We start from the raw sequence: 21,093 nt of genomic DNA, 5'->3' as shown, positions 1-21,093 counted from the left end.
TTTCTCAAAATCCTATGTTGACCTTTTTCTTCAATACTGGAATTCCTAAAGGGTTTATAATCCTTTTGGCAATCTGCCTCTCATATCACCCTTATTTTATATATTTCTATCCTATCTATAATCATTATTCGGTATCTTTTCTCAGTCCTCCGAAAAGCTTAAAAGGGATGTGATTTATTTCACTCAAAAACGTTGACATCAATGCTGTTGTTTTGTGGTTTTGTTTCGCGAAACCCGCATTATAATTTGAAGAACTTTATCCATTGGTGGGCTTTTAATGTTAGGGCGCATATATGTCAGGCTACGAGGATGCCGCTGAAAACGGTACTTTGAGTGGCATGCCCTTTTTCGGGAAATTGTCCCGCTATATCTATAGATATTCAGGTCCAGGTTTTGATTGCGTGAACTGTCCTATGCATAATTCTACTGAAAACAAACTTATTGTTTTTGATATGGATAGCACCCTCATAGACGCTGAGACCATCGATGAGCTCGCCAGGGCTGCAGGTGTTGTAAGCAAAGTAGAGGAGATTACGAAGAGAGCGATGTATGGAGACCTCGATTTCGAGCAAGCGCTTGCAGAAAGGGTCCGACTTCTCAAGGGACTTCCCCTTGAAACCGCCTTGGATGCTGTAGATCAGATCAATCTTGTGCCGGGAGCAGCTGAACTTGTTCTATACGTTAAACAGCGGGGGTATAAGACTGCGATGATCTCCGGTGGATTTACCATTGCTGCCGAGAAGATAGGTGAAACGCTTGGTATTGATTTTGTCGTTTCTAACGAACTGCTTGTGGAAGAAGGCTGCCTCACGGGCGAAGTTGTCGGTCCTGTCACACAGAGCGACTCCAAAGCAAAGGTGTTTGAGGAACTGGTCCGGCTCTATAATGTCAGGCCCGAACAGTGTGTGGTTGTCGGGGACGGCGCAAATGATGCCTGTATCTTTGAGATCGCAGGGTTTGCCATAGCTTTCAATCCAAAGCCTATCCTTAGGGAATATGCGGACGTGGTCATAACAATAAAAGACCTGAGAGCCGTGATCCCTGTTCTTGAATCTCTTTCTTATCAATGTTGTAATCAGGCACAGCATGTCGACATCGAACACTACTAAAATGCCAGCTTTTTTGCTGGACCGGGAGGCACAATAAGAGATGCTAAAGGAATTGCAGAAAAAAAGATCAGATCTGAAAGACATTTCTGAAGAAGCAAAGGAAAAAAGGAATACTTTGAACGCTGAGGCCAGCGCTCTTGCAGCTAAGCGCAACGACCTTAACAAGAAGACAAAAGACCTTATCAACGAAGCCCAGGAGCTGAAAGTTCTCAGGGACGAGATCAACGAGAAGGTCAGTGAATACAAGAACAAGCGTGATGAAACCAACGCAAAAGCAAATGAACTCTTTGCGAAGGCAGATTCCATCAGGAAGCAGAACAACCTCGGTGGGCCCTCAATCAAATCCCTGAGGAAAGACATCGACCGCCTTGAATTCACCCAGCAGACCGAAGTCCTGAGCACAAGTAAGGAAAGAGAGCTCGTTGGTAAGATCACCCAGCTTCAGAAGCAGTACCATGTTAAAAAAGTCCAGCTCGAGAGCAACCTCGAACTGAAAAACATTCTGGACGAAGCCCAGCAGATCAGAGATGAAGCTTCGGAGTTCCACAACGAACTTGCCGAGTATGCCAGGCAGGCCCAGGAATACCACGAGAAAATGATTACCGCCTTCAAGGAAGCTGACAAAACCAGGGCCGAGTCGGATATTGCACACCGTGAATTCGTAAAAGCCCAGGAAGCAGCTGACGAACAGCACAAGCTTTTCATCAACGCCCAGAAGGAAATCAGGGATCTCGACAAAGAAATCTTCAAGCTTAGGAAAAAAGACAAGGACGGAAGGTCCCGTGTCGTCAAGTCCGAACTTCAGAAGGATGCCAAGTCCATTTTCGAGAAGTTCAAGGGCGGAGCAAAGCTCACTACCGAAGACCTTATGACTCTTCAGCGTTCCGGTTTAGTCTAATCAATCATAGGATAGATTTGTTCGCTGGATTTTTAATTTCCGGAGCAGGCGAAGGGTTCAAACCTTCGCCTGCATTCCTTTTTCTGTTGCTGATGCAGTGCCTGAATCTGCTTCCTGTTTAACGCTGGCTTTTTTGATGTTGACCAGCTTTTTTAAGCCTTTAATTCTTATTCGTTTTCTGTTCGCAGTTTATATTCTGTTAGTATTCTGTTAGTGGATTTTTGGACGGCTGGGTCTTTTGAGGCAAGCGAAAAAAAAGAAAATTCGGTAAAAATAAGTTCTGAATCTGGTTTTCCCGTCAAAAATCTGAAATTTGTTTTAAAAGCCTGAAGCTCATTCCCGAAGCTTCAGGTATTTTTCTCTGAACTCGGGATTTCTCATAAGGCAGCACTTTGCGTTATATGCGGGGTCTTCTCTGATCTTTTTCCAGACATCTTTTATCCTGTCCCTGTGGACGTTCCCATAGGGAATAGGGATGCAGGCGCAGGGAAGAATATTTCCTTCGGGCGTGATGTGCAGCCACTTTCTTCCTGCCATACAGCCTGTGGTCTTCATAATCTGCGGAATTGGAAAAACTCTGGGCCCTTCTTTTTCCCTTGCCCTGGATACAAAATTGTCAAATTTTCTCAGGTCTTTCGGGGTCATGATCTCAGAAGCATGGTCCATCCATCTACCTGTCGGGACTATCTCATAGAAAGAGAGTTCATGGACTCCAAGCTCCGTTGAAAGGGCGTAGAGTTCATCAAGCTCGCTGACATTATCCCTCGAAAGCACCACATATATGTTTACAAGTATCCCTGCTGCAAGTCCGTTTTTGACCGCTCCAACCGCGCTTTTGAAAACTCCTTTCCTGCCCCTTACATAATCGTGCTTTTCCTCATACGCGCTGTCAAAACTGACCGTAAGGGAATACAGCCCGGCAGCTTTCAGGCTCCTTGCGCGTTCTTCTGTCAGCCCGACCCCTGAGGTGAACATGCCGGTAATGGCTTTATCAGGGTCAACATAGCTGATCAGGGCTTCCAGGCCCGGATAGGTCAGGGGTTCTCCTCCATCGAAGATCACAAAGGTTGTGCCCATCTCGAGCACCTGGTCGATTACATCTTTAACAGTTTCGGGCACAAGTTTTGCCCTGTTCTTTGTGTCAGGAAGGGCGCAGTGGATGCAGTTGTTGGGGCAGTCCTCGGTAATCGAGATCGTTACCTGGTCAGGCTTATTTTTCCCGAACATTGATGACATCTGGCTCCTTACAAGCCGGTCAAAGCCCGGACTCGGAATCGGAGGCATCCAGGTAGAATAGATCAGGCGGTCAGCTTCTACATTTGCAGGCTTTTCGCCGTCAAAGATCGAAATGTTTGCCGTAAGGACCTTTTTCATGAGGGGAGAGGCTACTCCCCCGGTTTTCATCTTCAGGCATCCATCTTCTACTTCGGCATAAACCCTGAAAAGAGGATTTTTATAAAACTCGTACTGCATACTTTCCCTGCATCTGGTTTTCTGGCGGTATTTTTTCTTTTCTGTAGTTTCGGGTCCATTTGTTCTGACTTTGCTTTATTTCAGTTTTATTTTCCGTTTTGTATTTCTACTTCATTTCCCGCTTTATTTTTTCCTTTTTATTTCCGTTCTATCATTTCCAGTTTGTTCTGTTTTGGTTCCCGGTTTACTTATTCCTCAGGAATGCTCTGTATTTCAGCATGGCTGAAGGCTTCTTTTTTAGCATGAATGTAAAAACCTGCAGAGCTTGTTCAAATGCGCTGCCGTGGATGAAGGAGAGGTCTTCTTTTTCAAATACCTTTGTCATCTCATCGATTTCCCTGTCCGTCATCTTCCTCAGGGTCTCAAGCCCCATGCGGCCAATGTAGTGCTCGACCTTAAATTCACCCTCCCAGATTTTTCTGTATTCCGAAAGGGCACTGCTTGAGACGTCCCCTTTTTTAACAGCATCTGCTGCCACATCTCCACATATCTGGCCTGCCCTCATCGCATACCCTATCCCGGACTGCCCTGCCGCTCCTCCTACTACCATTATCCCGTCAGTTATGTATTCGCCCGGAATGGTGACAATAGGGTCTCCGCCGGAAAGTTTTCTTACAACCTCTATTTCTTCGAGCCCCTTTATCTTTTTGAAACGCTCTACCCACGCATTAAGGTAAGGAGTTGCATCTTTTCCGCACCTGCGAACATATGCTCCAATCGCGGCGTTATCTCCTCCTCTGGGCGCATACGTGGTCTTCCAGCCGGGGGCATGGTTCCCCACATAATACTCAAAAAACTCAGGCTTGCCCAGGCCGGGTGCCCTGATATCCAGTTCGGTTCCCCAGGCGATATCCTCAGGGTGCTTCATCGTCTTCAGACCCAGAAGAGAAGCCATTTTCGAATTTATGCCGTCGGATATGATTACAAGTTTCGATCTGAATCTCCCCGCCGAAGTGCTGACAGCAAATTCCTCTCCTTCTCTCCAGATATCCTTTGCTTCTATTCCTTTCCTGATATCAACTCCGGTTTTCATTACTTTTTCAGCATAAAACCGGTCAAACTTTGTTTTGTCAATAGAATAGCCTGGAGTCTCTACTATTACCTCGCATCCTCCCGGAGAGATGATCTTCATTCCTTTGAGGTAGTGTACAACATAAGAAGGGTCTGCCTTTTCTCCGCACCTGTCAAGCATCCCTTTAAAAAAAGAGTTTGCAGGGTGGGGTGGATTTCCTATCTCTTTCTTTCTTTCCAGCAAAAGGACATCCGCGCCCTTTTCACAGGCGTTTCTGGCAGCCATGAGCCCTGCAGGGGACGCCCCTATTACAATAATGTCCGCATCCATTTTTTCCCAATCCTTTTTTACCAGATAATAGAGGTATAAGATCCAAGATATATGCAGAGCACCACGTCCAGGATCATTGACCCGAACATTATTGCCCTGTAGTTTGAGCCGTTAAGGAAAAGCGCACCTCCCCTCTCAGGCGTCGGGTGTTTGATGAAGTCAAAGCACTGGGCGAGCATCCAGAGCCCTGAGGCAAGAGCCCCTGCAAAAAAGACAGGTCCAAGCCTGGCTGACCAGCCTATTATGACGGAAGCAATAACTCCAACAATCCACCAGAAGGTCACAAACTTTGCGGTAAAGGGGATTCCATAAGTTACGGGCATTGTTGGAGCCCCTTTCAGCCGGTCTCCTTCAACATCTCTGGCAACGCCTCCCAGAGTAAAAGCCCAGTCCGTAACGCACATCATAAGCCCGAAACAGATTGCAGGAAGGGGAAGGATTACTCCGTCGCTGCCCTTCAAAATCCCTGCGGGGTCAAACGCAAGCCAGATTCCTATAGGGACAAGCCCGTAGGAGATCCCCACTGGAAGAAAGCTCAGGAAGGTGCTGCGCTTTGCAAAGATTGAGTAAATGGTGATAGTCGCAGCTGCGATAAAGAGGACTACAAGAGATTCCGGGTTAAGGTACATGGCTGCGGCACCTGCGATAAGCAAAAGCAAAAAAGCGTACATCATCGCCGAATTTTTCGAGACTCTCGAAGAGGGCAATGGACGGTCAGGGATATTGATGGTGTCTATATCGACATCGCAGCAGTCATTGAAAACATATGAACTGGTTATGGCCGCAAAGCCTCCTATTACGGCAATCAGGAAGGGTACAAGTAAGGGCAGCCCTCCGGTTGCCAGGTAGGAAGCAAGGATTGCACTTGCAGCGGGGAGGGTCAGGTCCATGTAGTAGAGTTCGGGTCTCAGCAACCGGAGGTAGGGGCTGAGTCCCCCGATTCTTGCTGTAAGGGACAATAGTTTCACCTGTGATTTTCTGGTTTGTATTGAGGGTTGGTTGTATTATAGAATTATCGGGTTTTTCATTGTTATCAGGGGTTTTTACAGTTAGTCCTATAAACATTGGCATCTCAAAAAAGTTTCCTTTTTCTCTTTTTCAGGAGAATTCTGTCCTTTAAAGGTAATCCGGGAGTTCATGAGGTGCCTGAGAGCCCCCTGAGCCACTATGAACCTGTAAAATGACCCCCGGTGGGCTTCCTGAGGGGGCTGTGAGATGCTTATTCTTTTTTCCAGGTTTCCCGGTATACAAGCTTTGCTCTCTTCCCTATTTCTTTAATTAACGGGTGCTCAAACTCCTTTTCACAGATAAAGGTAAATTCTGCTTTGGGGTTCAGGTCTATCAATTTAAGGGTATTCGAGAGAGCTGTGTTGAGAGCTTCATAATCCGGGAACTTCGGAACCTCGGCATTGAAGGGGTATACCTCTTCCATTTCTACAGGAAAAGCCCCGAAGGGCGCTTTGAATGTCAGAACCCGGTCATAACCCTTTTCTCCCTTAATAGGGGCTGTGCGGATAATTGCCGAACCTTCAAGGCTGAACCTGTCCAGCCGCTTTCCGAAGCGCAGGACTTCCGGTCTGGAGGAGGACTCCGGCCCGCAGTAAAAGTATGTACTCTTGGTTGCAGGGTCAAACTGTTCCAGCCATACAGAGTGAGTGTAGAGCCTTTTCAGCCCGTCAAGAAGTTTCGGATGGGCACGGCAGCGCTGTTCGACAAGCTCAAGCAGTTTTCCGTCCTTTATGGACTGCTTGATCAGCCGGATTTCTGCAAAGGTTGCATAAAGGTTGTGCCTTCCGAGAAGTTCTTCCTTATTTTTGGCTTTTCTCAACTCGTCGGCAGTATATCTGGAACAAACGGGGCAGGAGCAGGGTAGGTAGTTCAGTTTTTCCAGGTGATACGTCCCGTTTGCAGTAATATAACGTCCGTCCTTTGCATAGAGGGCATAAGCTGCCGAGTCAAAAAGGTCGCAGCCAAGAGCGACTGCAAGAGCAAACATCATGGGGTGCCCTGCCCCGAAGAGGTGTACAGGTGAGGTTGGAGAAAGTCCTTTTTTGGATGCGGCAATTACATCCACAAGCTCTGAGTAGCGATAGGATTCCATTAGCGGGACAACCGCTCCCAGGGGATAAACCTCAAAGTCCAGGGCTTTTAAGTGAGATGCCGCCTTTTCCCTGAGTTCGGGATAAGTCGAGCCCTGGACCGGACCTGCCAGGAGCTGTTCGCCCTGGACGAATTTGCGGGCAGCTTCAAGGCGTTCGGCAGTGATTGCAAGTTCTTCTTCGGCTCTCCTGAAGTGGACGTCCGGAGGGGTCGGGATGTCAAGTGGGACTATGATATCGCTCCCTATTTTCTGCTGGAAGCCGAGGATCTCTTCGTTTGTAACTTCCACTGAACCGTATACTGAAAGCTGGAAAGAGCCCGAATCCGTCATAATTGGCCCGTCAAAGCCAAGGAGCCCGTGAAGTCCTTTTTCAAGGGCAACAGTTCGCAGTTCTTCTTTCCGGTAGATAATGTAGGAATTGGTGATAAGAATTTCAGCCCCGAAGCTTTTCATTTCTGTCGGGGAGATAAGCTGGATGTTCGGATTGATAACAGGCATGACTGTGGGGGTCTCAACTATCCCGTGGGGAGTCCTGAGTTTCCCTATCCTGCCGCCTGCATCTTTATCGAGAATTTCAAATATCGCTGACATGCCGGGGGTATAGATGCCTCTCAGATATATTTATCTTTGGGGGCTTGCAGGAGATTAGGATAAGGTAGAAAGAGACACCTTTTCTGCACAAGTTATAAACAGTGGTAAGAATAAAGTCATAGGTGATTGATGATATGTCGCCTGCCATGCCACAATTAAATCTCAAACAGCTTGAACAGGAGCTAAGGGAATTTTTCTCCGGAGTCGAGTATGTTACATTAGCCTATCTTTTCGGCTCAACCGTCCGGGGAGAAGCTAACAGCCTGAGCGACATAGATATTGCTGTGCTTTTTGATTATACTCTTTTACAAAAGGATACTTTTGACCTTCAGCTGGAATTAATAAGTGAACTTACAGGTCTTCTTAAAACTAATAATATAGACCTTGTGCTGCTCAATGATTCACCTCTTCTTTTGACGTATAACATCATACGTAACGGGATCATTTTAAAGGCTGATGAACCTTTAAGGGTAAAGTTTGAGACTAAAATCATGTCCAGGTACCTGGATGAGCGATACCACATTGAAAGGCATGCAAAAGAGAGCTTGAAAAGGATAGCAGAGAGTGGATTTCGATGATTGAAGACATTAACTTCAAGCTGGACCACCCGAATTGCGCCTCGGGAGTACGCGGTCCTTTTTTCTCGCTACGCTTGCTCAAGCGGACTAATTTTGGGGCAGGAAAAGTGTATTTCGATGATTGAAGAAATTAACTTCAAGCTGGAACAACTTGGAGAGTATGTCAGCACTCTCAGAGAATACCAGCCATGTGATATTGAGGACATAAAGAACAACCGTACTTTGAGGGGAGCGGTTGAAAGGTATATGGAGATCTCTCTTGCCTGCATGATTGACATCTGCGAGATGATCATTTCTAGCGAGAAACTGAGGCGTCCGGATACTTACAGGGAAGTTATCCTGATACTTGGGAAGCACGACATCCTCCCACAGGAATTTGCCAAAAAACTAGCACCGGCGGCAGGCTTGCGAAACGTGCTTGTCCATATGTACGCAGATATTGACCTGGAAAAGCTTTACTCCCATCTTCAAAACGACATTGACGATCTGGAACTATTTGCTGAATACGTTGCTAAGTACCTTGTTTCTAAATACGAATAATTATGGTAGTTTCAGCAGAGTTTCACTTCCAGAGTTACGTCATCTGAATCGCGCCTCGGGCGAATCCCATGTATATCTCAGTTGTAATTATAGTTACTATAGTCCCCCCTCTTCCCATTTTTTCCTTCGTTTACTTTTTCTGGATCAGTCTTCTTTTGCCCGCGGCATTGCAATAATTTCCCTGACCTGCAGTGAGAAGAAGTCGTTGCTGTGAGCCGGCCTAAGTACAAGAGCCACATCCGCACCCTGCCTCGTGCCTCCTATGGCTATGATTTCGGTGTTGTCAGAGACAGGGATATGGCCTGAGTCCGCTGCCATGATGGCAACTTCTATGGCTACCTTGAAGCCTTTGCCGAATAGGGAACGCAGGGTATCGGCTATTACTTCAAGCCTTGAATAGCCTCCGAATTTTTTAGTGATAGAGCGTTCGATTCCGGAAAACATGTGGGACTGGGTGGTAATTACTGCACCAAGCTCTTCGAGCTTCTTTTTGTATTCCTCTTCGACTTCCCACTCGCCTTTTTCCTTCTGGCCGTACTGGTGACTTACTCCAATTACTTTTATGTTGCTGGCTTTTACTGCTTCTGCCATTTTGAGGGCGGTTTTTCCGCTGGTACTGGCAACTACGATATGGGCTATTCCAAGTTCTGCAGCTCTTTTTGCTGCAGCTTCGACAACTGCGTCTGTATTCTCTTCTCCTACGCTGTCCAGATAGAGAATTGGTTTTTCCATGAATTAATTCCTCCTGTGTTTGGTTTATTTTCTTTCTACGAACCGCTTTTGTAGACTGTTTTTCCGGTTTCTGTTCTGTCGTTCTTGCATTTCTTTCCTGTTATCTTCCTTTTTTCTATGAAACTTTTTTCCTTCCCCTTTCTTCCCCGGCATCAATGCAGTTTGTATTTAGAAGTCATTGGGCGGAGAAGGCATTTTTATTAGAATAAACGCTCCTGATCTGAATTATTTTTCCTCTGTCATGAGAAAAGATATATATTAAAAGGATTCTCTTTTAATAAAAAAGAGGGCTAGGGCTTTTGGAATCCCGGATTCGTCGATATTTTTTTATCGATGTCTGTGCTGATGGCAATACAGACCCGGGCTGGCGAGAAACTTGTTTATTTAGGATTAGGTCAGATATTATCATAGGGGTTTCATTTCATTGAGGTGGTTTTTCTGTCAACTACTACAGACTATGACAACAACGACGTGAAGATTATTACCAAACCTGTGCAGTCAAAAAACCCTATTTTGATTGAAGGTTTTCCCGGAATCGGACTTGTGGGGAATATAGCAAGTCAGCACATGATAGAAGAGATGGATATGGAGTATATCGGCTCCATTGAGTCCAGGTATTTCCCTTCAATCGCAGTGCTTTATGAAGGGCTCATAAACATGCCTGTAAGGATCTACGAAAACGTGGAGCATAACATCATAATAGTTATCTCTGATATCCCGATCAGCCATTCGGTTTCCTATGATGTGAGCAATGCCCTTGTGGACTGGGCTGAGTCTATCAATGTCAGGGAGATTGCTTCTATCGCAGGAATTGCAATTATGGACGGAGGACACAAGGTCTTTGGGGCAGCTACCACATCGGAAATGCTGGATAAAATCAGGGATAAGGTGGAAATTTTCCAGATGGGAACAATTTCCGGGATTTCAGGGAGCGTAATGGCCGAATGCCTGCTGCGCGGAATTCCTGCGATCAGTCTGCTCGGAGCTACAAAAACCCAGAACCCTGACCCAAGAGCCGCTTCCGCCGTTATCGGAGTCCTTAATGAACTGTACGGACTTTCGGTCAGTACTGACAGGCTTATTGAGCAGGCCGAGCGCATAGAAACCGAGCTCCAGAAGCTTGCTGAAGATGTTCAGGCTACCGAGCGGAAGGGAGAAGTCAAAAAGGAGTTCCCAATGTACGGGTGATCCTATGGAGTACATTGCGTTAACAGGGATTGCCGATTCCGTAATTGAGGTTCTGAAAAAACACGAACTGAGAACTCTTGAGATCCGGAATCCGCAGAACTTTTTCGGAGTACTGGGGCTCAATGCAGGAGATAATGTTCTCCTGACTTCTACGAGCCTTCAGGACCTTGCCGATGGGACTTCGGGAATCATAGCAAAGGTCGTTCAAAAGCAGATTTCTGTCCACTCATTTGTCAGCTCAAATGATTTCTATATTGAAGAGCGAGAGGCTCTTTCAGCCCGCATTCAACTTGAGTGCCGACATATGGCAAGGGTGAGAAGTGTTATTTCTGATGAAATCGGTAAACCAGTACGAGTAGATGCTAGGGATATCTCCTGCTACGAAGCCAGGTAAAGACTTCATTAAATAGTTAAATTCATGTTTCAGACTTCGATCTGAGATATATTTTCCGGAATCTGTAACTCCCTTTAATAAGTATTTGGCTTTAATATGGCTTACTCTTTCTGAAAAACGTTTTTCTTTACTTTTCCCTTATTGATTTCTCAAATAATTTTCCAGAAACCGAAGAGTCTATTCCAGGAACTATCCCCGTTCCTTAAATTATTCTGGAAAAGGATCTCTATTTCTTACCGGGAAAAATCTATTTTTAAAGAGGTTCCAAAAATGGATTCCAAAATAATTTCAGAAATAGATTTCTAAAAGAGAGGTCCGGAAAATTTGGGATTTTCCGGGAGCCTTCAGCTTAGTTTAATCTTTTTACATCATGTCTTCAGGCATTTCGCCGCCTGGCATTCCGCCCGGGCCTTTTGGGCCGCCGGAGGAAGCAATTACATCATCGATCCTGAGGATCATGATTGCGGCTTCGGTAGCTGCGTTGATTGCCTGGGTTTTGATCCTGAGGGGTTCGACAACATTGTTTTCGAACATGTCCTCGATCTTGCCTGTGTAGACGTTGAGTCCTGCCCTCTTGTTGCCCTTTTCATGCTGGGAGCGCATTTCCACAAGCATGTCGATCGGGTCCAGCCCTGCGTTTTCGGCAAGGGTCTGGGGAATTACTTCGAGGGACTCGGCAAACTTCATTACTGCAAGCTGTTCCCTGCCTTTGAGGGTTGCTGCATATTCTTTGAGCCTGAGAGCCAGTTCCACTTCGGGTGAGCCGCCGCCAACTACGATCTTCTGGTCTTCGAGAGCAACGCCGACAACTCTGAGAGCATCTTCAAGGGCTCTCTCAAGGCCGTCAACTACGTGCTCAGTTCCGCCGCGGAGGAGGATAGATGTGGTCTTGCTTTCCTTGCAGCCTGTGACAAAGGTCATTCTGGAACCGGTGACATCCTTTTCTTCCACAAGGCCTGCGTAGCCGATATCTGCCTCCTCGATTTCGTCCAGGTTTGTAATAACCCGTGCACCTGTGGCTCTGGAGAGCTTGTCCATGTCGCTCTTCTTTACCCTGCGCATGGCGAAAATGCCTGCCTTTGTCAGGTAGTACTGGGCAAGGTCGTCAATCCCCTTCTGGCAGAACACCACGTTTGCGCCTGTCCTGATCACCTTGTCTACAATTTCCTTGAGCATGGCTTCTTCCTGGTCAAGGAAAAGCTGCATCTGGTCAGGATTTGTGATCTTTATTTCGGCTTTGGTTTCTGTCTTTTTGAGTTCGATTGGAACACTTAAGAGGAGAACTTTTGCATCCTTCACAAGTTCCGGCATGGCGGTGTGAACGCGTTCCTTGTCGACAATTACACCCTCAACAATCTCGGAATCTTTAATGCTGCCGCCAGGTCTCTTTTCGGTTTTTACGTCCTCGATATCTACAGTGATCTTCCCATCTTCGCTTTTCTCGACAACGGACTTAATCGCCTGGACTGCGAGCCTTGAAAGGTGGGCCTTGTGCGACTCCGCACCCTTTCCGGTGATGGCTGTGCCTGCTATTTTCTCAAGAGTCTCGGTATCTTCCGGAGATGAACTGATGGTAATCGTGTCAAGAATCTTTGCAGCCTGGATTGCTGCAAGCCTGTAACCGCTTGCGATCAAAGTGGGGTGTACGCCGCTTTCCAGCAGTTCTTCTGCCTTTGTCAGGAATTCTCCTGCAAGCACGGCTGCTGTGGTGGTTCCGTCTCCTACCTCGGCGTCCTGGGTCTTGGCGACTTCTACGATCATCTTCGCACCTGGGTGCTCGATGTCCATTTCTTTAAGGATGGTTGCTCCGTCATTGGTGATGACGACGTCTCCCATCGAGTCTACAAGCATCTTGTCCATACCCTTGGGTCCAAGAGTGGTCCTTACTGCCTCAGCTACTGCCTTTGCGGCCATGATGTTGTTGTGCTGAGCATCGGAACCGTGAGTTCTCTTGCTTCCTTCCCGTAATATAAAGATCGGTTGTGCTGCCAAGCTTTAATCTCCTTTCAATGATGTGAACTAGTATGAATTTCTGTTAATTGTATTTCTGAGCACTTACCTTTGTGCGTAATTTCCTATTCTTAATGCAAGCACTTCTATATAAGAATTCCTCTGGAGGTCAGGTCCTGAACTCGGAAAAAAAAGGTCTTCTGGTACTTTTAATACACCCGAGTTTCGCCTCCCGAGTTTCGCTTCGGGAGCACGAGGTTCTTTTCGCTCGCTTGGCTCGCTCAAGAGGACTCGTATAAATGATAATTGCAGCATACTTTTATTGCTGCATTTTCATAAAAACAAACGTAGGCTGGGAGGGTAGTTATTAGGACTTACGGCATTGTCCGGCTATCTTAGACTACCACCCTCACTCCTACGGCTCTCCGGCAATTTAACATGTTACAGCTCTGTGCTCACAGAGTCTGGCGATTTTCCACGAGCTTACGATCTGTAGAGAGCAGAGGGATATTTGGTCTCCAGCCTATAAAATCGTATTGTGGGGGATCAAAAAATGTATTTGAACATCGGTATTGATATCGCTAAGGATGCTCATGAAGCCTGTATTTTGGACGATGAGGGTAAACAGATTGGAAGGTATATCCAAATCAAGAATTTAAAAAGCAGTATCGAGAAATTCATAGAACGTGTGGAATCAGTATCTAATAGATTAAATTCAATTCCTCGGATTGGAATGGAAGCTACGGGAATATACTGGTATGCCATATATTCGGAACTTTCAAAACACTATGAAATTCATGCCTACAATCCTTCTCAGGTAAAGGGGTTTGCAGCGGTCAACATTAGGGGATCAAAAACCGATAAAATCGATGCAAAAACAATTGCTGCGATACTTCAATTTGGGGAGGCGCCAAAAACCTGTTATGGCGATAAAAAAAGAATGGAATTGAAAGAATACTGTGGATTCCATTTCAAGTTGAAATCAAATGTGGCTAATCTAAAGAAGCGGGTTAATACGTAACGTACATCTTATCTTTCCCCGATATGACCAGATGTTTTCCAGCATATTCACTAAAACATCTATAGCCATTCTAAATGAAGTACCAAGACCCTCAGATATGCTTGGAATGGGAGAGGAAAAGCTCTATGAGTTTATGAAAAAAACGAGCAGAAATCATTACAGTCCTGAGAAAACAAGAAAACTCTTAGAAATGGCGAAAGATTCAATTTCTCCTGACTTTATTGAGGAGGCTTTATTATTTGAGGTCAAGTCCTTGCTTAACCTGATTGAATACATGGAAAGCCAGATAAAAGAAGTGGAAACCCAGGATTTTGGCTGCTTGGGAAACGTTGAAGGATAAGCATTACCTTCAGACAATTCCTGGAATTAGTGATTTAATGGCGGCTATGATCTGGGCGGAACTTGGAGACGTGGAGAACTTTCAACATCCAGACCAGATAGTCGCTTTTGCAGGATATGATCCAAAAGTAAAAAAGTCTGGGAACAAGGAAGTTATTTCAGGACCTAACAAAAGAGGATCAAGATTGTTAAGATGGGTTTTGGGGAGAGCTGTTGTGCAAGCAAAGATGCATAATCCGGTGATAAAGCAGTATTTCATGAAGAAAATAAGTGAGGGGAAACACTACAATACTGCACTTTGTGCGGCAGCTAAAAAGATGATAAGGATTATTTGGTCGGTAGAAAAGAATAAAAAACCTTTCCAAGTCCCGACATAAAGTAACCTGGTAGGAGAGGAGAGATGAGGAAAAGGATTGAATAACGGTAGTGGTGGCTATAGATTTTTGTTGATAGATGTAAAAAAGGAAGAACGATTTGTAGGTTTAGAGGAAACAAAACAACCTTATTAGACGTCTTCACGGAAATTTACCGCGCTTACAGCGCGGCTTTTTCATAATGGAGTTATCTTGATTAAAAAATGGAATGTAAAAAATCATTTATAACATGTCTAACAAAAATGTAGTGCTTCGATTCCAAAATAATCTCTTTATTTTGTGGAAAAATCCGTGATCGGTTAATCTATTCAAAAGTCCAGTTTTATAAACTTATTTCAAAGCCGCAGTACTGGTTATTTATCTTTAAATACCTTCATAAAAATTGTATTTTCGGAGATTTTACTCTCGACATTGGCTCCATATGTTTCAAATAAACTTTCAAATGTTGTTAAATTTAATTTTGAATTATTAAGGCCCAGACTGTGAGTTAGTGACAGCAAATAGTAGTCGCCGTTGTCCTTGTAGTCTACTGTATCAAACATATGTGATGTTCCAAAAACAACCGTTAGTCCATCTACAACCTCTTTTAGACTGCATTCGTTAAGAGGCTTCTGGAGAAAAAACTGTATTACACATTCTATGGGTTTATTTTTAGTCACATACTCCTTAAATTGCTCATGATTTACAGTTTCCATTAGTATTTTTAAAGCTCCTTTTTGGACACAACAAACCGAACTTATCGATTCACACGCCATCCAGAATTTTTGTTCGGGAGTTAATTCCGGGTATTGTTTTGAATTGTTTTCCAGATATTCCAATGCAGTCTCCAGGGCTTTTTGTTGGGTTTCAAATTTTTCCGCATGTTTTTTTAATAATTCCCAATGCCTATCTGATATCGTGGTGGCAATGCGATGTTTTTTTCTATTATAGCTCATGATTCAGTTCCTTCTATCTGCTTCGTTAGTTTTTTAATGTACATGCTGAACAGACGATATGCAGATCACCTATTTTTACATGTGTATTCTATTCTAGCTATATTCACAGCAAAAAATTGCTGCGAGATTTGAATAGTTGATGTAAGAAAAAGTTTGTCCAAAAAGTCAACAAGTAAATGTTGTGAAACATTAAACACGCCACTTTCTAATCTAAAAACGTCTATATTCAATCAAATTAGCGTATATGAAATCTATAATTCATACAAGAATAACAGGAGATGTATAACTTGCCAACTTGTAGTGAACTGATTGATCCAACTGGAACATGGAATGTTGTAGTTTTTGAAAAAGATGTCGTAAGCCCAGATTCAGGGGCTAGATGGGAATTTGAAGATAATCAAATTTTCCATGATAGGGATATTTGGCACGGTCATTGGACGTATATTCCCGGGTTTAACAACAAAATTAGAACGTATTCAACTTTCTCGGGGAAAGAGTACAGTACTGATGAAATTGTTTTTTTGACTTCTGATCGGTTTATTGCAGTACATGGTAATAAAATTATTAGGCTAGGTAAGCGTTTATAAATATATAACTCCTGCGGCTGCCTGCAAAGCAGGCAGCATTTAGATTTATTAGTTTAATCTAAAAGGCTATCTTAAAATTAAATAATCCCTGTACCTTAATTGTTCGTTAACATTAAATCAATTCCAAAAACTTCCTTATTCTGACGTTTTATCCTATCCATAATGGAACGTAATTAAGCTTCATATTCCGAATTTCCGAACTAATCGGGATCGAAAATGCCAAATAAGAAAATTATTCCTCGGCACACAGCAAACATGATGGCAGAAGGTAACAGAAACCCGCAAAGTGCGCAAAAAAGTAAAAAACTTGATTATACCCTTTTATTTATATTTTGGGACAAAGAACCTCTCCACAAAAAATAGTCATCGAGCTCATCCCCAACCAATTTTATTTTACATCAAAAAGAGTTTCTGAAATATTTTCATGATCAAGAAGCTCTTTCTTTATTCATAATACGAAATGAAAAGAAGCCAATTCTGGGTTTTAGGATCAGCTCAAAAATTAAGTCGAAGGAACTGACACTTTTCCTTCGACTTTTTCCACAAAATTTTATGCGAAGAATCAGTGAGTTTTTATATACTCGATCATCCGTGGGGTCAGCAGGGGGATGATTTCGGGCAGCATGTTTGGCATCAAGTTGTCCATAGCCTTTGGCATGAGGTCAGGGAGCTGCTCTTTCATGTAGTCCGGCATCGGGACCCTCCTTTCAACAGCTTTGAGCATGTCGGGCATGACTTTTGGCATGACCGTTGGCATGAGCTTCGGCATCATAATTGGCATCATTGGCTTCATCATGGCGTCCATTCCGGGCACATACTTGACCATCTTCATCATTGTCTGAAGCGGGGCAGGCATGGCTGCCATCATTTCGGGCAGGAGTTCTACCATCAGGTCGGTCATGTTTTCGGGTTGCATGAGGTCGATCATCTTCTCAAAGGGCACCCATGACTGCAACGCGAAGTTTGTCGAGTCCGGGATGTCATGGCCAAGGCTTCTGGCTACAAGGGCACCGAGGTCCTGTGATTCTATTTTCATGTTGTTTTTCTCGGCTGCGACACGGAACTGGACAGTACAGCAGGGGCACAGAGCCGCAAGGATGTCTGCGTTTACATCTACAGCTTCCTGAAGCCTCATACCTCCAAGTTTATATGCAACCGGAGGCTCGGCAATCAGGCTCACCACCGAGCCGCAGCAATGCGCCTGTTCCCTGTTGTATTCAAGTTCCCTGAACTGGAGGCCGGGGATGGCTTTCAACAGCTCTCTCGGAGGTTCGTAGACCTTTCCGCCTGCTCTCCCCAGGTGGCATGAGTCATGCCAGGCAACCACTTTATTGAGTGGTTTTTTGAATTTGGGCTTCAGCACATCAAGGCGTTCAACAAGGACTTCGGAATAGTGCTTTGCCTCAAGCCCGTACTCAATTCCGAGTTTTTCCGCCCACTGGGGATAGACCGTATGCCACATGAGCCAGCAGGCAGGGCAGGATGTGATCACTGTTTTTACGCCCCGCTTTTTCATGTTGGCGACGTTCATTCTCATGATCTTTTCAAAGACATCCCACTTTCCTGCAACCAGCATGGGAATCCCGCAGCAGGCTTCCTTATCTCCGAGACCCGTAAACTCGACCTCCGCGTCATCGAGCATGCGCACAGCCCCAACAGCCACGTCTTTTTCCACAAAAGACGCCGTGCAGCCTGCAAAATAGGCGTACTCGGCTTTGTCTTTCATTTTTGCCCTGATGTCGTCAGGAATCCATTTGTCCCTGTCTTTGCTGAGGTTTGCCCAGATATTTCTCTCCTTCAGGAGGCTTGCAGCCATGATCTCAAAGGGCGGGAAGGTCATCTTTTTCTCTTCATCAATCAGCTTTCCGCGCATTGTCATCCAGGCATGTTCGATTGGCATGTCCAGTTCACAGCGGGCGTCGCACATCTGGCAGGTGGTGCAGGCAAGGAAGGTGTTAGCCTGCCTCTGGTCAAGCTTTTCCCGGCCAGCCAGGTATTCTTTGATGAAGAACCATTTCCCCCTGGGCGACTGGGACTCCCAGCCCCTGCCGTAGTACTGGTCGCACTCACTCACACAGTACCCGCACTGGGAACAGGAGTAGGCAAGTTCGGCAACTTCTGCGGGTATTTCCTTTTCATCCTTGAATTTTACTTCTCCTATCCCTGACATATTCCCGACAAGCCTTCCCATGGGTTCGAAAGAAGAGCCGAGGGAGACAGCCGTGTTCAGGAGCCCTTTTCCTTCCAGGGTCTCAGGGTTCATGATCCCGTTAGGGTCAAATTCTTTCTTGAGGGCTTCGATTTCCGAGAGCCGGTCTCCAAAAACGCTCTGTTTTTTCGAGGCAAAGAAGAGCCCTGAAGAATACGCCCTGCCTCCGTTTTCTTCTGCAATTTTCAGGATGCTCAGGGAAAGAGCAAAGGCCGTATTGAAGAGCAAGGAGCGTTCGGAGTGGCGCATGAAGCAGAGGAGCACGACGTATCCGTCGCTGATAACCATCCCTTCGGTGAGCACCGGGAGTTTAATCCGCTTTTTAATCTCTTCAAAAGCAGTGTCCATCTTCTCAAGCGGCACTAGGATCTCGGCAGGGATGAAAGAGGGTCCGAGCCTTTTAACCTTCATGGACTTGAACCATTCCTCAGTTTCGTGTTTTGCAATCTCTTCGGGAAGGATTGTGCCTCCTGCACTCTCGATTGCTTCTGTCAAGCCTGAGACGTCTCTTGAGGCAGGATACATGAAAGTACAGACGTAAGCAACAGGCAGCACAGGTCTGTTTTTGTCCACGATTTCCCCATAATGGATTTTCTGGGGCGATTTGTTCTTCATGTCTGCCCATTCGGGGTTAAGAAAGGAGATGGACCAGAGGGGGATCTTATTTTTCCTTATGGTTTCGATTGCTTTTTTCATGGCCGAAGCGTCGGGGAAACTGGTGGAAACGGCTTTTCTCTCTTCAAGCTTCTGGACTTTCAGGGTAATTTCGGTGATTATGCCTGTGGCTCCCATGGTCCCTATAAGTTTCCTGAGTTCGGGGCCTGAAAATTCCTTTATCTTCCCGTTGGGGAGGACAACCCGGACTTTTTCCATGCTCTCGTGGCCCCAGCCAAACTCATAACTCCCATACCCGGCTCCGCTCTGGGCCAACCAGCCCCCAACTGTAGAGGAAGGAGCGCTTGAGGGGATTGCCCTGACAGAAATCCACTGTTCTTTCAGCTTCCTCTCTAACTTCTCCCAGATAATCCCGCTCTGCACAACCACTTTCTGTTCTTCGGGGTTTACGCTTATGATCTTATTCAGTAATGTGACATCGGCAACTATGCCTCCCTTTGTAGGCATTACCCCGCCGTACCCTGAGGACGCCCCCGCGCGGGGAACAACCGGAATTTTATGCCTGTTTGCAAATTCCAGAAGTTTTACTGCGTCTTCTTCCGTCCGGATTTTTACAACAGCAGCAGGGTCGGTGTTCCCTATTACTTTCTTGACAAGCGGGGGTAAGGCTCCTATGTCGTGGTTATAATAGTGGCGATCACGTTTGTCAAGGTTGACGCGTTCTCCGAAAAGCTCGGAGAGTTCTGTTTTCTGAACTTCTGAAAGTTCCGGTACTTTTTTTACTGTCATATTCTTCTCCTCCTGGATTGGGGCCGATTTGTGGACACTTTACAGTGTGCAGATGATCGTGCTAAGTCAGGTTCTGGAAATCTTTTTAGCTCCTATGTTCTTTATATTCTCTGTTTATTATATATTTCTCAATTATTTCGTATATTTTTCTAAAAAGAACTAAAATTAAAAGTGAAGGGCATCCTTGGGGCAGGCACTCACACAGCGTCCGCATTTGATGCAGTCTGGTTTGGTTTCGGTCTGGCAGACTTTGAGCTGCATGGGACAGACTTTTTCGCATTTCTTGCAGCTGATGCATTTGTCTTTTTCAAGCTTCAGCTGGTATCTTTTTCCTCCTAGCAGGTTCTGGGCGGTTCCCATCGGACAGAAGGAACACCAGGTCCTCGGGCTCAGGTAGCTGCCGAGAAGGACTGCAATTGCAGTTGTCACAAGGCATATGGTGACAAAGATCATCCCTATCTTTTCAAAGGTATTCAGGGTTCCGATGACGCTTGAAATCCTGTAACCCATGATGCCCATCATCAGGAAAAAGATGGGAAGGCGCACCCACAGGCTCCTAAGAATGGCAGGGATCTTTCTTTTCTTTGAAATTTTGCCAACCCAGAAATCAGCCAGGCTTCCTCTCGGGCAGAGGTTTCCGCAGAACCATCTGCCTCTGAAGGGGCTGATAAGGAAGATTGCGGCAAAGACTAGCAGCATGAAATACCCAAGGGCAGGATACCAGAGCCCTCCGATAGAGACTATCAATACGAGGATTCCCAGGTAGGGGGTGATTTTGAGCATCTTAATTAAACTCCGTTTTCCCATTGTTCGAGTTCCTGCCCGAGTCTATCAGCCCAGGAGTTAACAATTTTTAGAATGACATTTTTAATCTGGTTTCTCGAATGAATCTTATAAATGAAGACATAGCCTCCTCCGTCAAGGTTCTGCTGCGACCTCTGGAGAATTCCTTTTTCGTGCAGTTTTTTCACGGAACGCTGGACTGTAGAAATATCAAGGTTCAGAGATCTTGAAAGGGTGTCAGTGTCAACCCATTTTTCTGGTTCATTCAGAAAGTGCTTCATTACATTCAGATCGGCTTTTGTAAGATTGAGAGCGCATTTGATTACATCTTCTATTCTGAATTCTTTGCAGGCGAAATCTATTATTCCAATCCCTCCTCTCTTCTACAGTACTGTAGTATTATATCCGCAGTATATATACACTGGGAAGTACAGCACAATGTAGGTGAAAATCCGCAGTACTATAATTTGTTCATCCTGTTCCCGCTCTTTTTCAGCGGTTTCCTTCCCCTCAGCCGTTTTTCCTTACCTTGGCCGTTTTCCCTT

At 45.4% G+C, this 21,093-nt stretch carries 20 protein-coding genes; 10 read left to right on the top strand and 10 right to left on the bottom strand.

Annotated features, from left to right (window positions below):
- The first annotated feature begins 413 nt into the window (after positions 1-413).
- Together serB and MSSIT_RS19580 are read left to right on the top strand one after the other, a co-directional pair.
- A complete protein-coding gene (serB, locus tag MSSIT_RS19585; protein ID WP_187151966.1) occupies positions 414-1,109 on the top strand; it encodes a phosphoserine phosphatase SerB in 696 nt (231 codons plus the stop codon).
- Positions 1,110-1,149: 40 nt separating this feature from the next.
- Entirely contained in the window at positions 1,150-2,007 is an 858-nt protein-coding gene (locus MSSIT_RS19580) for a coiled-coil protein (RefSeq protein ID WP_048174121.1), read from the top strand.
- Positions 2,008-2,340: 333 nt separating this feature from the next.
- Here MSSIT_RS19580 and MSSIT_RS19575 read toward each other — a convergent pair whose 3' ends face one another.
- The 4 genes from MSSIT_RS19575 to tgtA all read right to left on the bottom strand — a co-directional run bounded on the left by MSSIT_RS19575 (position 2,341) and on the right by tgtA (position 7,514).
- Positions 2,341-3,480, bottom strand: a complete 1,140-nt coding sequence (locus tag MSSIT_RS19575; RefSeq protein WP_048174119.1) for a radical SAM protein — start codon at positions 3,478-3,480, stop codon at positions 2,341-2,343.
- Between the two features lie 184 nt (positions 3,481-3,664).
- Positions 3,665-4,822 carry an NAD(P)/FAD-dependent oxidoreductase gene (locus MSSIT_RS19570; RefSeq protein WP_048174117.1) on the bottom strand — a complete coding sequence of 386 codons (1,158 nt, stop codon included), beginning with the start codon at positions 4,820-4,822 and terminating at the stop codon, positions 3,665-3,667.
- Between the two features lie 17 nt (positions 4,823-4,839).
- A complete protein-coding gene (locus tag MSSIT_RS19565; RefSeq protein WP_048174115.1) occupies positions 4,840-5,781 on the bottom strand; it encodes a UbiA family prenyltransferase in 942 nt (313 codons plus the stop codon).
- Positions 5,782-6,041: 260 nt separating this feature from the next.
- Positions 6,042-7,514 (bottom strand): tRNA guanosine(15) transglycosylase TgtA, encoded by a 1,473-nt coding sequence (gene tgtA, locus MSSIT_RS19560; protein WP_048174114.1) that lies wholly within the window; start codon positions 7,512-7,514, stop codon positions 6,042-6,044.
- Positions 7,515-7,636: 122 nt separating this feature from the next.
- Here tgtA and mntA point away from each other — a divergent pair, with 122 nt between their 5' ends.
- Together mntA and hepT are read left to right on the top strand one after the other, a co-directional pair.
- The gene (gene mntA, locus MSSIT_RS19555; RefSeq protein WP_231590066.1) at positions 7,637-8,092 is read left to right on the top strand and encodes a type VII toxin-antitoxin system MntA family adenylyltransferase antitoxin; all 456 of its coding nucleotides are present in this window, start codon (positions 7,637-7,639) and stop codon (positions 8,090-8,092) included.
- Positions 8,093-8,632, top strand: coding sequence for a type VII toxin-antitoxin system HepT family RNase toxin (hepT, locus tag MSSIT_RS19550; protein WP_231590065.1), 540 nt, complete (start codon positions 8,093-8,095; stop codon positions 8,630-8,632).
- 144 nt (positions 8,633-8,776) lie between these two features.
- Here the strand turns inward: hepT and MSSIT_RS19545 are convergent, their stop codons facing one another.
- Positions 8,777-9,364 (bottom strand): pyruvate kinase alpha/beta domain-containing protein, encoded by a 588-nt coding sequence (locus MSSIT_RS19545; RefSeq protein WP_048174109.1) that lies wholly within the window; start codon positions 9,362-9,364, stop codon positions 8,777-8,779.
- Positions 9,365-9,793: 429 nt separating this feature from the next.
- Here MSSIT_RS19545 and MSSIT_RS19540 point away from each other — a divergent pair, with 429 nt between their 5' ends.
- Positions 9,794-10,552 (top strand): proteasome assembly chaperone family protein, encoded by a 759-nt coding sequence (locus tag MSSIT_RS19540; RefSeq protein ID WP_082089077.1) that lies wholly within the window; start codon positions 9,794-9,796, stop codon positions 10,550-10,552.
- 4 nt (positions 10,553-10,556) lie between these two features.
- Entirely contained in the window at positions 10,557-10,946 is a 390-nt protein-coding gene (locus MSSIT_RS19535; RefSeq protein ID WP_048174107.1) for a DUF473 domain-containing protein, read from the top strand.
- A 363-nt stretch (positions 10,947-11,309) separates the two neighbouring features.
- Here MSSIT_RS19535 and thsB read toward each other — a convergent pair whose 3' ends face one another.
- A complete protein-coding gene (gene thsB / locus MSSIT_RS19530; protein ID WP_048174105.1) occupies positions 11,310-12,938 on the bottom strand; it encodes a thermosome subunit beta in 1,629 nt (542 codons plus the stop codon).
- 511 nt (positions 12,939-13,449) lie between these two features.
- Between thsB and MSSIT_RS19525 the strand changes: the two genes are divergently transcribed.
- Genes MSSIT_RS19525 through MSSIT_RS19515 form a run of 3 tightly spaced genes read left to right on the top strand, consistent with a single transcriptional unit; the run spans position 13,450 to position 14,633 of the window.
- On the top strand, positions 13,450-13,917 hold the full coding sequence (locus MSSIT_RS19525; RefSeq protein ID WP_048174103.1) for an IS110 family transposase: 468 nt from the start codon (positions 13,450-13,452) through the stop codon (positions 13,915-13,917).
- Positions 13,918-13,948: 31 nt separating this feature from the next.
- The gene (locus MSSIT_RS19520; protein ID WP_156158913.1) at positions 13,949-14,257 is read left to right on the top strand and encodes a hypothetical protein; all 309 of its coding nucleotides are present in this window, start codon (positions 13,949-13,951) and stop codon (positions 14,255-14,257) included.
- Positions 14,229-14,633, top strand: coding sequence for a transposase (locus MSSIT_RS19515; RefSeq protein ID WP_156158912.1), 405 nt, complete (start codon positions 14,229-14,231; stop codon positions 14,631-14,633). The genes MSSIT_RS19520 and MSSIT_RS19515 overlap by 29 nt, the downstream gene beginning before the upstream one ends.
- A 350-nt stretch (positions 14,634-14,983) precedes the next feature.
- Here MSSIT_RS19515 and MSSIT_RS19510 read toward each other — a convergent pair whose 3' ends face one another.
- A complete protein-coding gene (locus MSSIT_RS19510) occupies positions 14,984-15,565 on the bottom strand; it encodes a hypothetical protein (RefSeq protein WP_048174100.1) in 582 nt (193 codons plus the stop codon).
- A 287-nt stretch (positions 15,566-15,852) separates the two neighbouring features.
- Here MSSIT_RS19510 and MSSIT_RS19505 point away from each other — a divergent pair, with 287 nt between their 5' ends.
- Positions 15,853-16,152: a hypothetical protein gene (locus MSSIT_RS19505; protein ID WP_156158911.1), complete on the top strand. Its 300-nt coding sequence runs from the start codon at positions 15,853-15,855 to the stop codon at positions 16,150-16,152.
- A 562-nt stretch (positions 16,153-16,714) separates the two neighbouring features.
- Here the strand turns inward: MSSIT_RS19505 and MSSIT_RS19500 are convergent.
- From MSSIT_RS19500 to MSSIT_RS19490, 3 genes are all read right to left on the bottom strand, one after another.
- Positions 16,715-19,765: an FAD-binding and (Fe-S)-binding domain-containing protein gene (locus MSSIT_RS19500; protein WP_048174098.1), complete on the bottom strand. Its 3,051-nt coding sequence runs from the start codon at positions 19,763-19,765 to the stop codon at positions 16,715-16,717.
- 165 nt (positions 19,766-19,930) lie between these two features.
- The gene (locus MSSIT_RS19495; protein ID WP_187151821.1) at positions 19,931-20,548 is read right to left on the bottom strand and encodes a 4Fe-4S binding protein; all 618 of its coding nucleotides are present in this window, start codon (positions 20,546-20,548) and stop codon (positions 19,931-19,933) included.
- 5 nt (positions 20,549-20,553) lie between these two features.
- Positions 20,554-20,913, bottom strand: a complete 360-nt coding sequence (locus tag MSSIT_RS19490) for a helix-turn-helix domain-containing protein (protein WP_048174097.1) — start codon at positions 20,911-20,913, stop codon at positions 20,554-20,556.
- Positions 20,914-21,093 lie beyond the last annotated feature (180 nt).

This window comes from Methanosarcina siciliae T4/M (genome assembly GCF_000970085.1).
In the GTDB taxonomy this organism is placed as follows: Archaea; Halobacteriota; Methanosarcinia; order Methanosarcinales; family Methanosarcinaceae; genus Methanosarcina; species Methanosarcina siciliae.
Note: the sequence above shows the minus strand (reverse complement) of the source record. Positions and strands in the feature narration are given on the sequence as shown.

Coding starts and splice junctions, on each gene's coding strand:
- MSSIT_RS19580 (WP_048174121.1), top strand. CDS start 1,150: ATGCTAAAGGAATTGCAGAAAAAAAGATCAGATCTGAAAGACATTTCT.
- MSSIT_RS19520 (WP_156158913.1), top strand. CDS start 13,949: ATGTTTTCCAGCATATTCACTAAAACATCTATAGCCATTCTAAATGAA.
- MSSIT_RS19500 (WP_048174098.1), bottom strand. CDS start 19,765: ATGACAGTAAAAAAAGTACCGGAACTTTCAGAAGTTCAGAAAACAGAA.
- MSSIT_RS19545 (WP_048174109.1), bottom strand. CDS start 9,364: ATGGAAAAACCAATTCTCTATCTGGACAGCGTAGGAGAAGAGAATACA.
- MSSIT_RS19575 (WP_048174119.1), bottom strand. CDS start 3,480: ATGCAGTACGAGTTTTATAAAAATCCTCTTTTCAGGGTTTATGCCGAA.
- tgtA (WP_048174114.1), bottom strand. CDS start 7,514: ATGTCAGCGATATTTGAAATTCTCGATAAAGATGCAGGCGGCAGGATA.
- serB (WP_187151966.1), top strand. CDS start 414: ATGCATAATTCTACTGAAAACAAACTTATTGTTTTTGATATGGATAGC.
- MSSIT_RS19510 (WP_048174100.1), bottom strand. CDS start 15,565: ATGAGCTATAATAGAAAAAAACATCGCATTGCCACCACGATATCAGAT.
- MSSIT_RS19570 (WP_048174117.1), bottom strand. CDS start 4,822: ATGGATGCGGACATTATTGTAATAGGGGCGTCCCCTGCAGGGCTCATG.
- MSSIT_RS19495 (WP_187151821.1), bottom strand. CDS start 20,548: ATGCTCAAAATCACCCCCTACCTGGGAATCCTCGTATTGATAGTCTCT.
- MSSIT_RS19535 (WP_048174107.1), top strand. CDS start 10,557: ATGGAGTACATTGCGTTAACAGGGATTGCCGATTCCGTAATTGAGGTT.
- MSSIT_RS19525 (WP_048174103.1), top strand. CDS start 13,450: ATGTATTTGAACATCGGTATTGATATCGCTAAGGATGCTCATGAAGCC.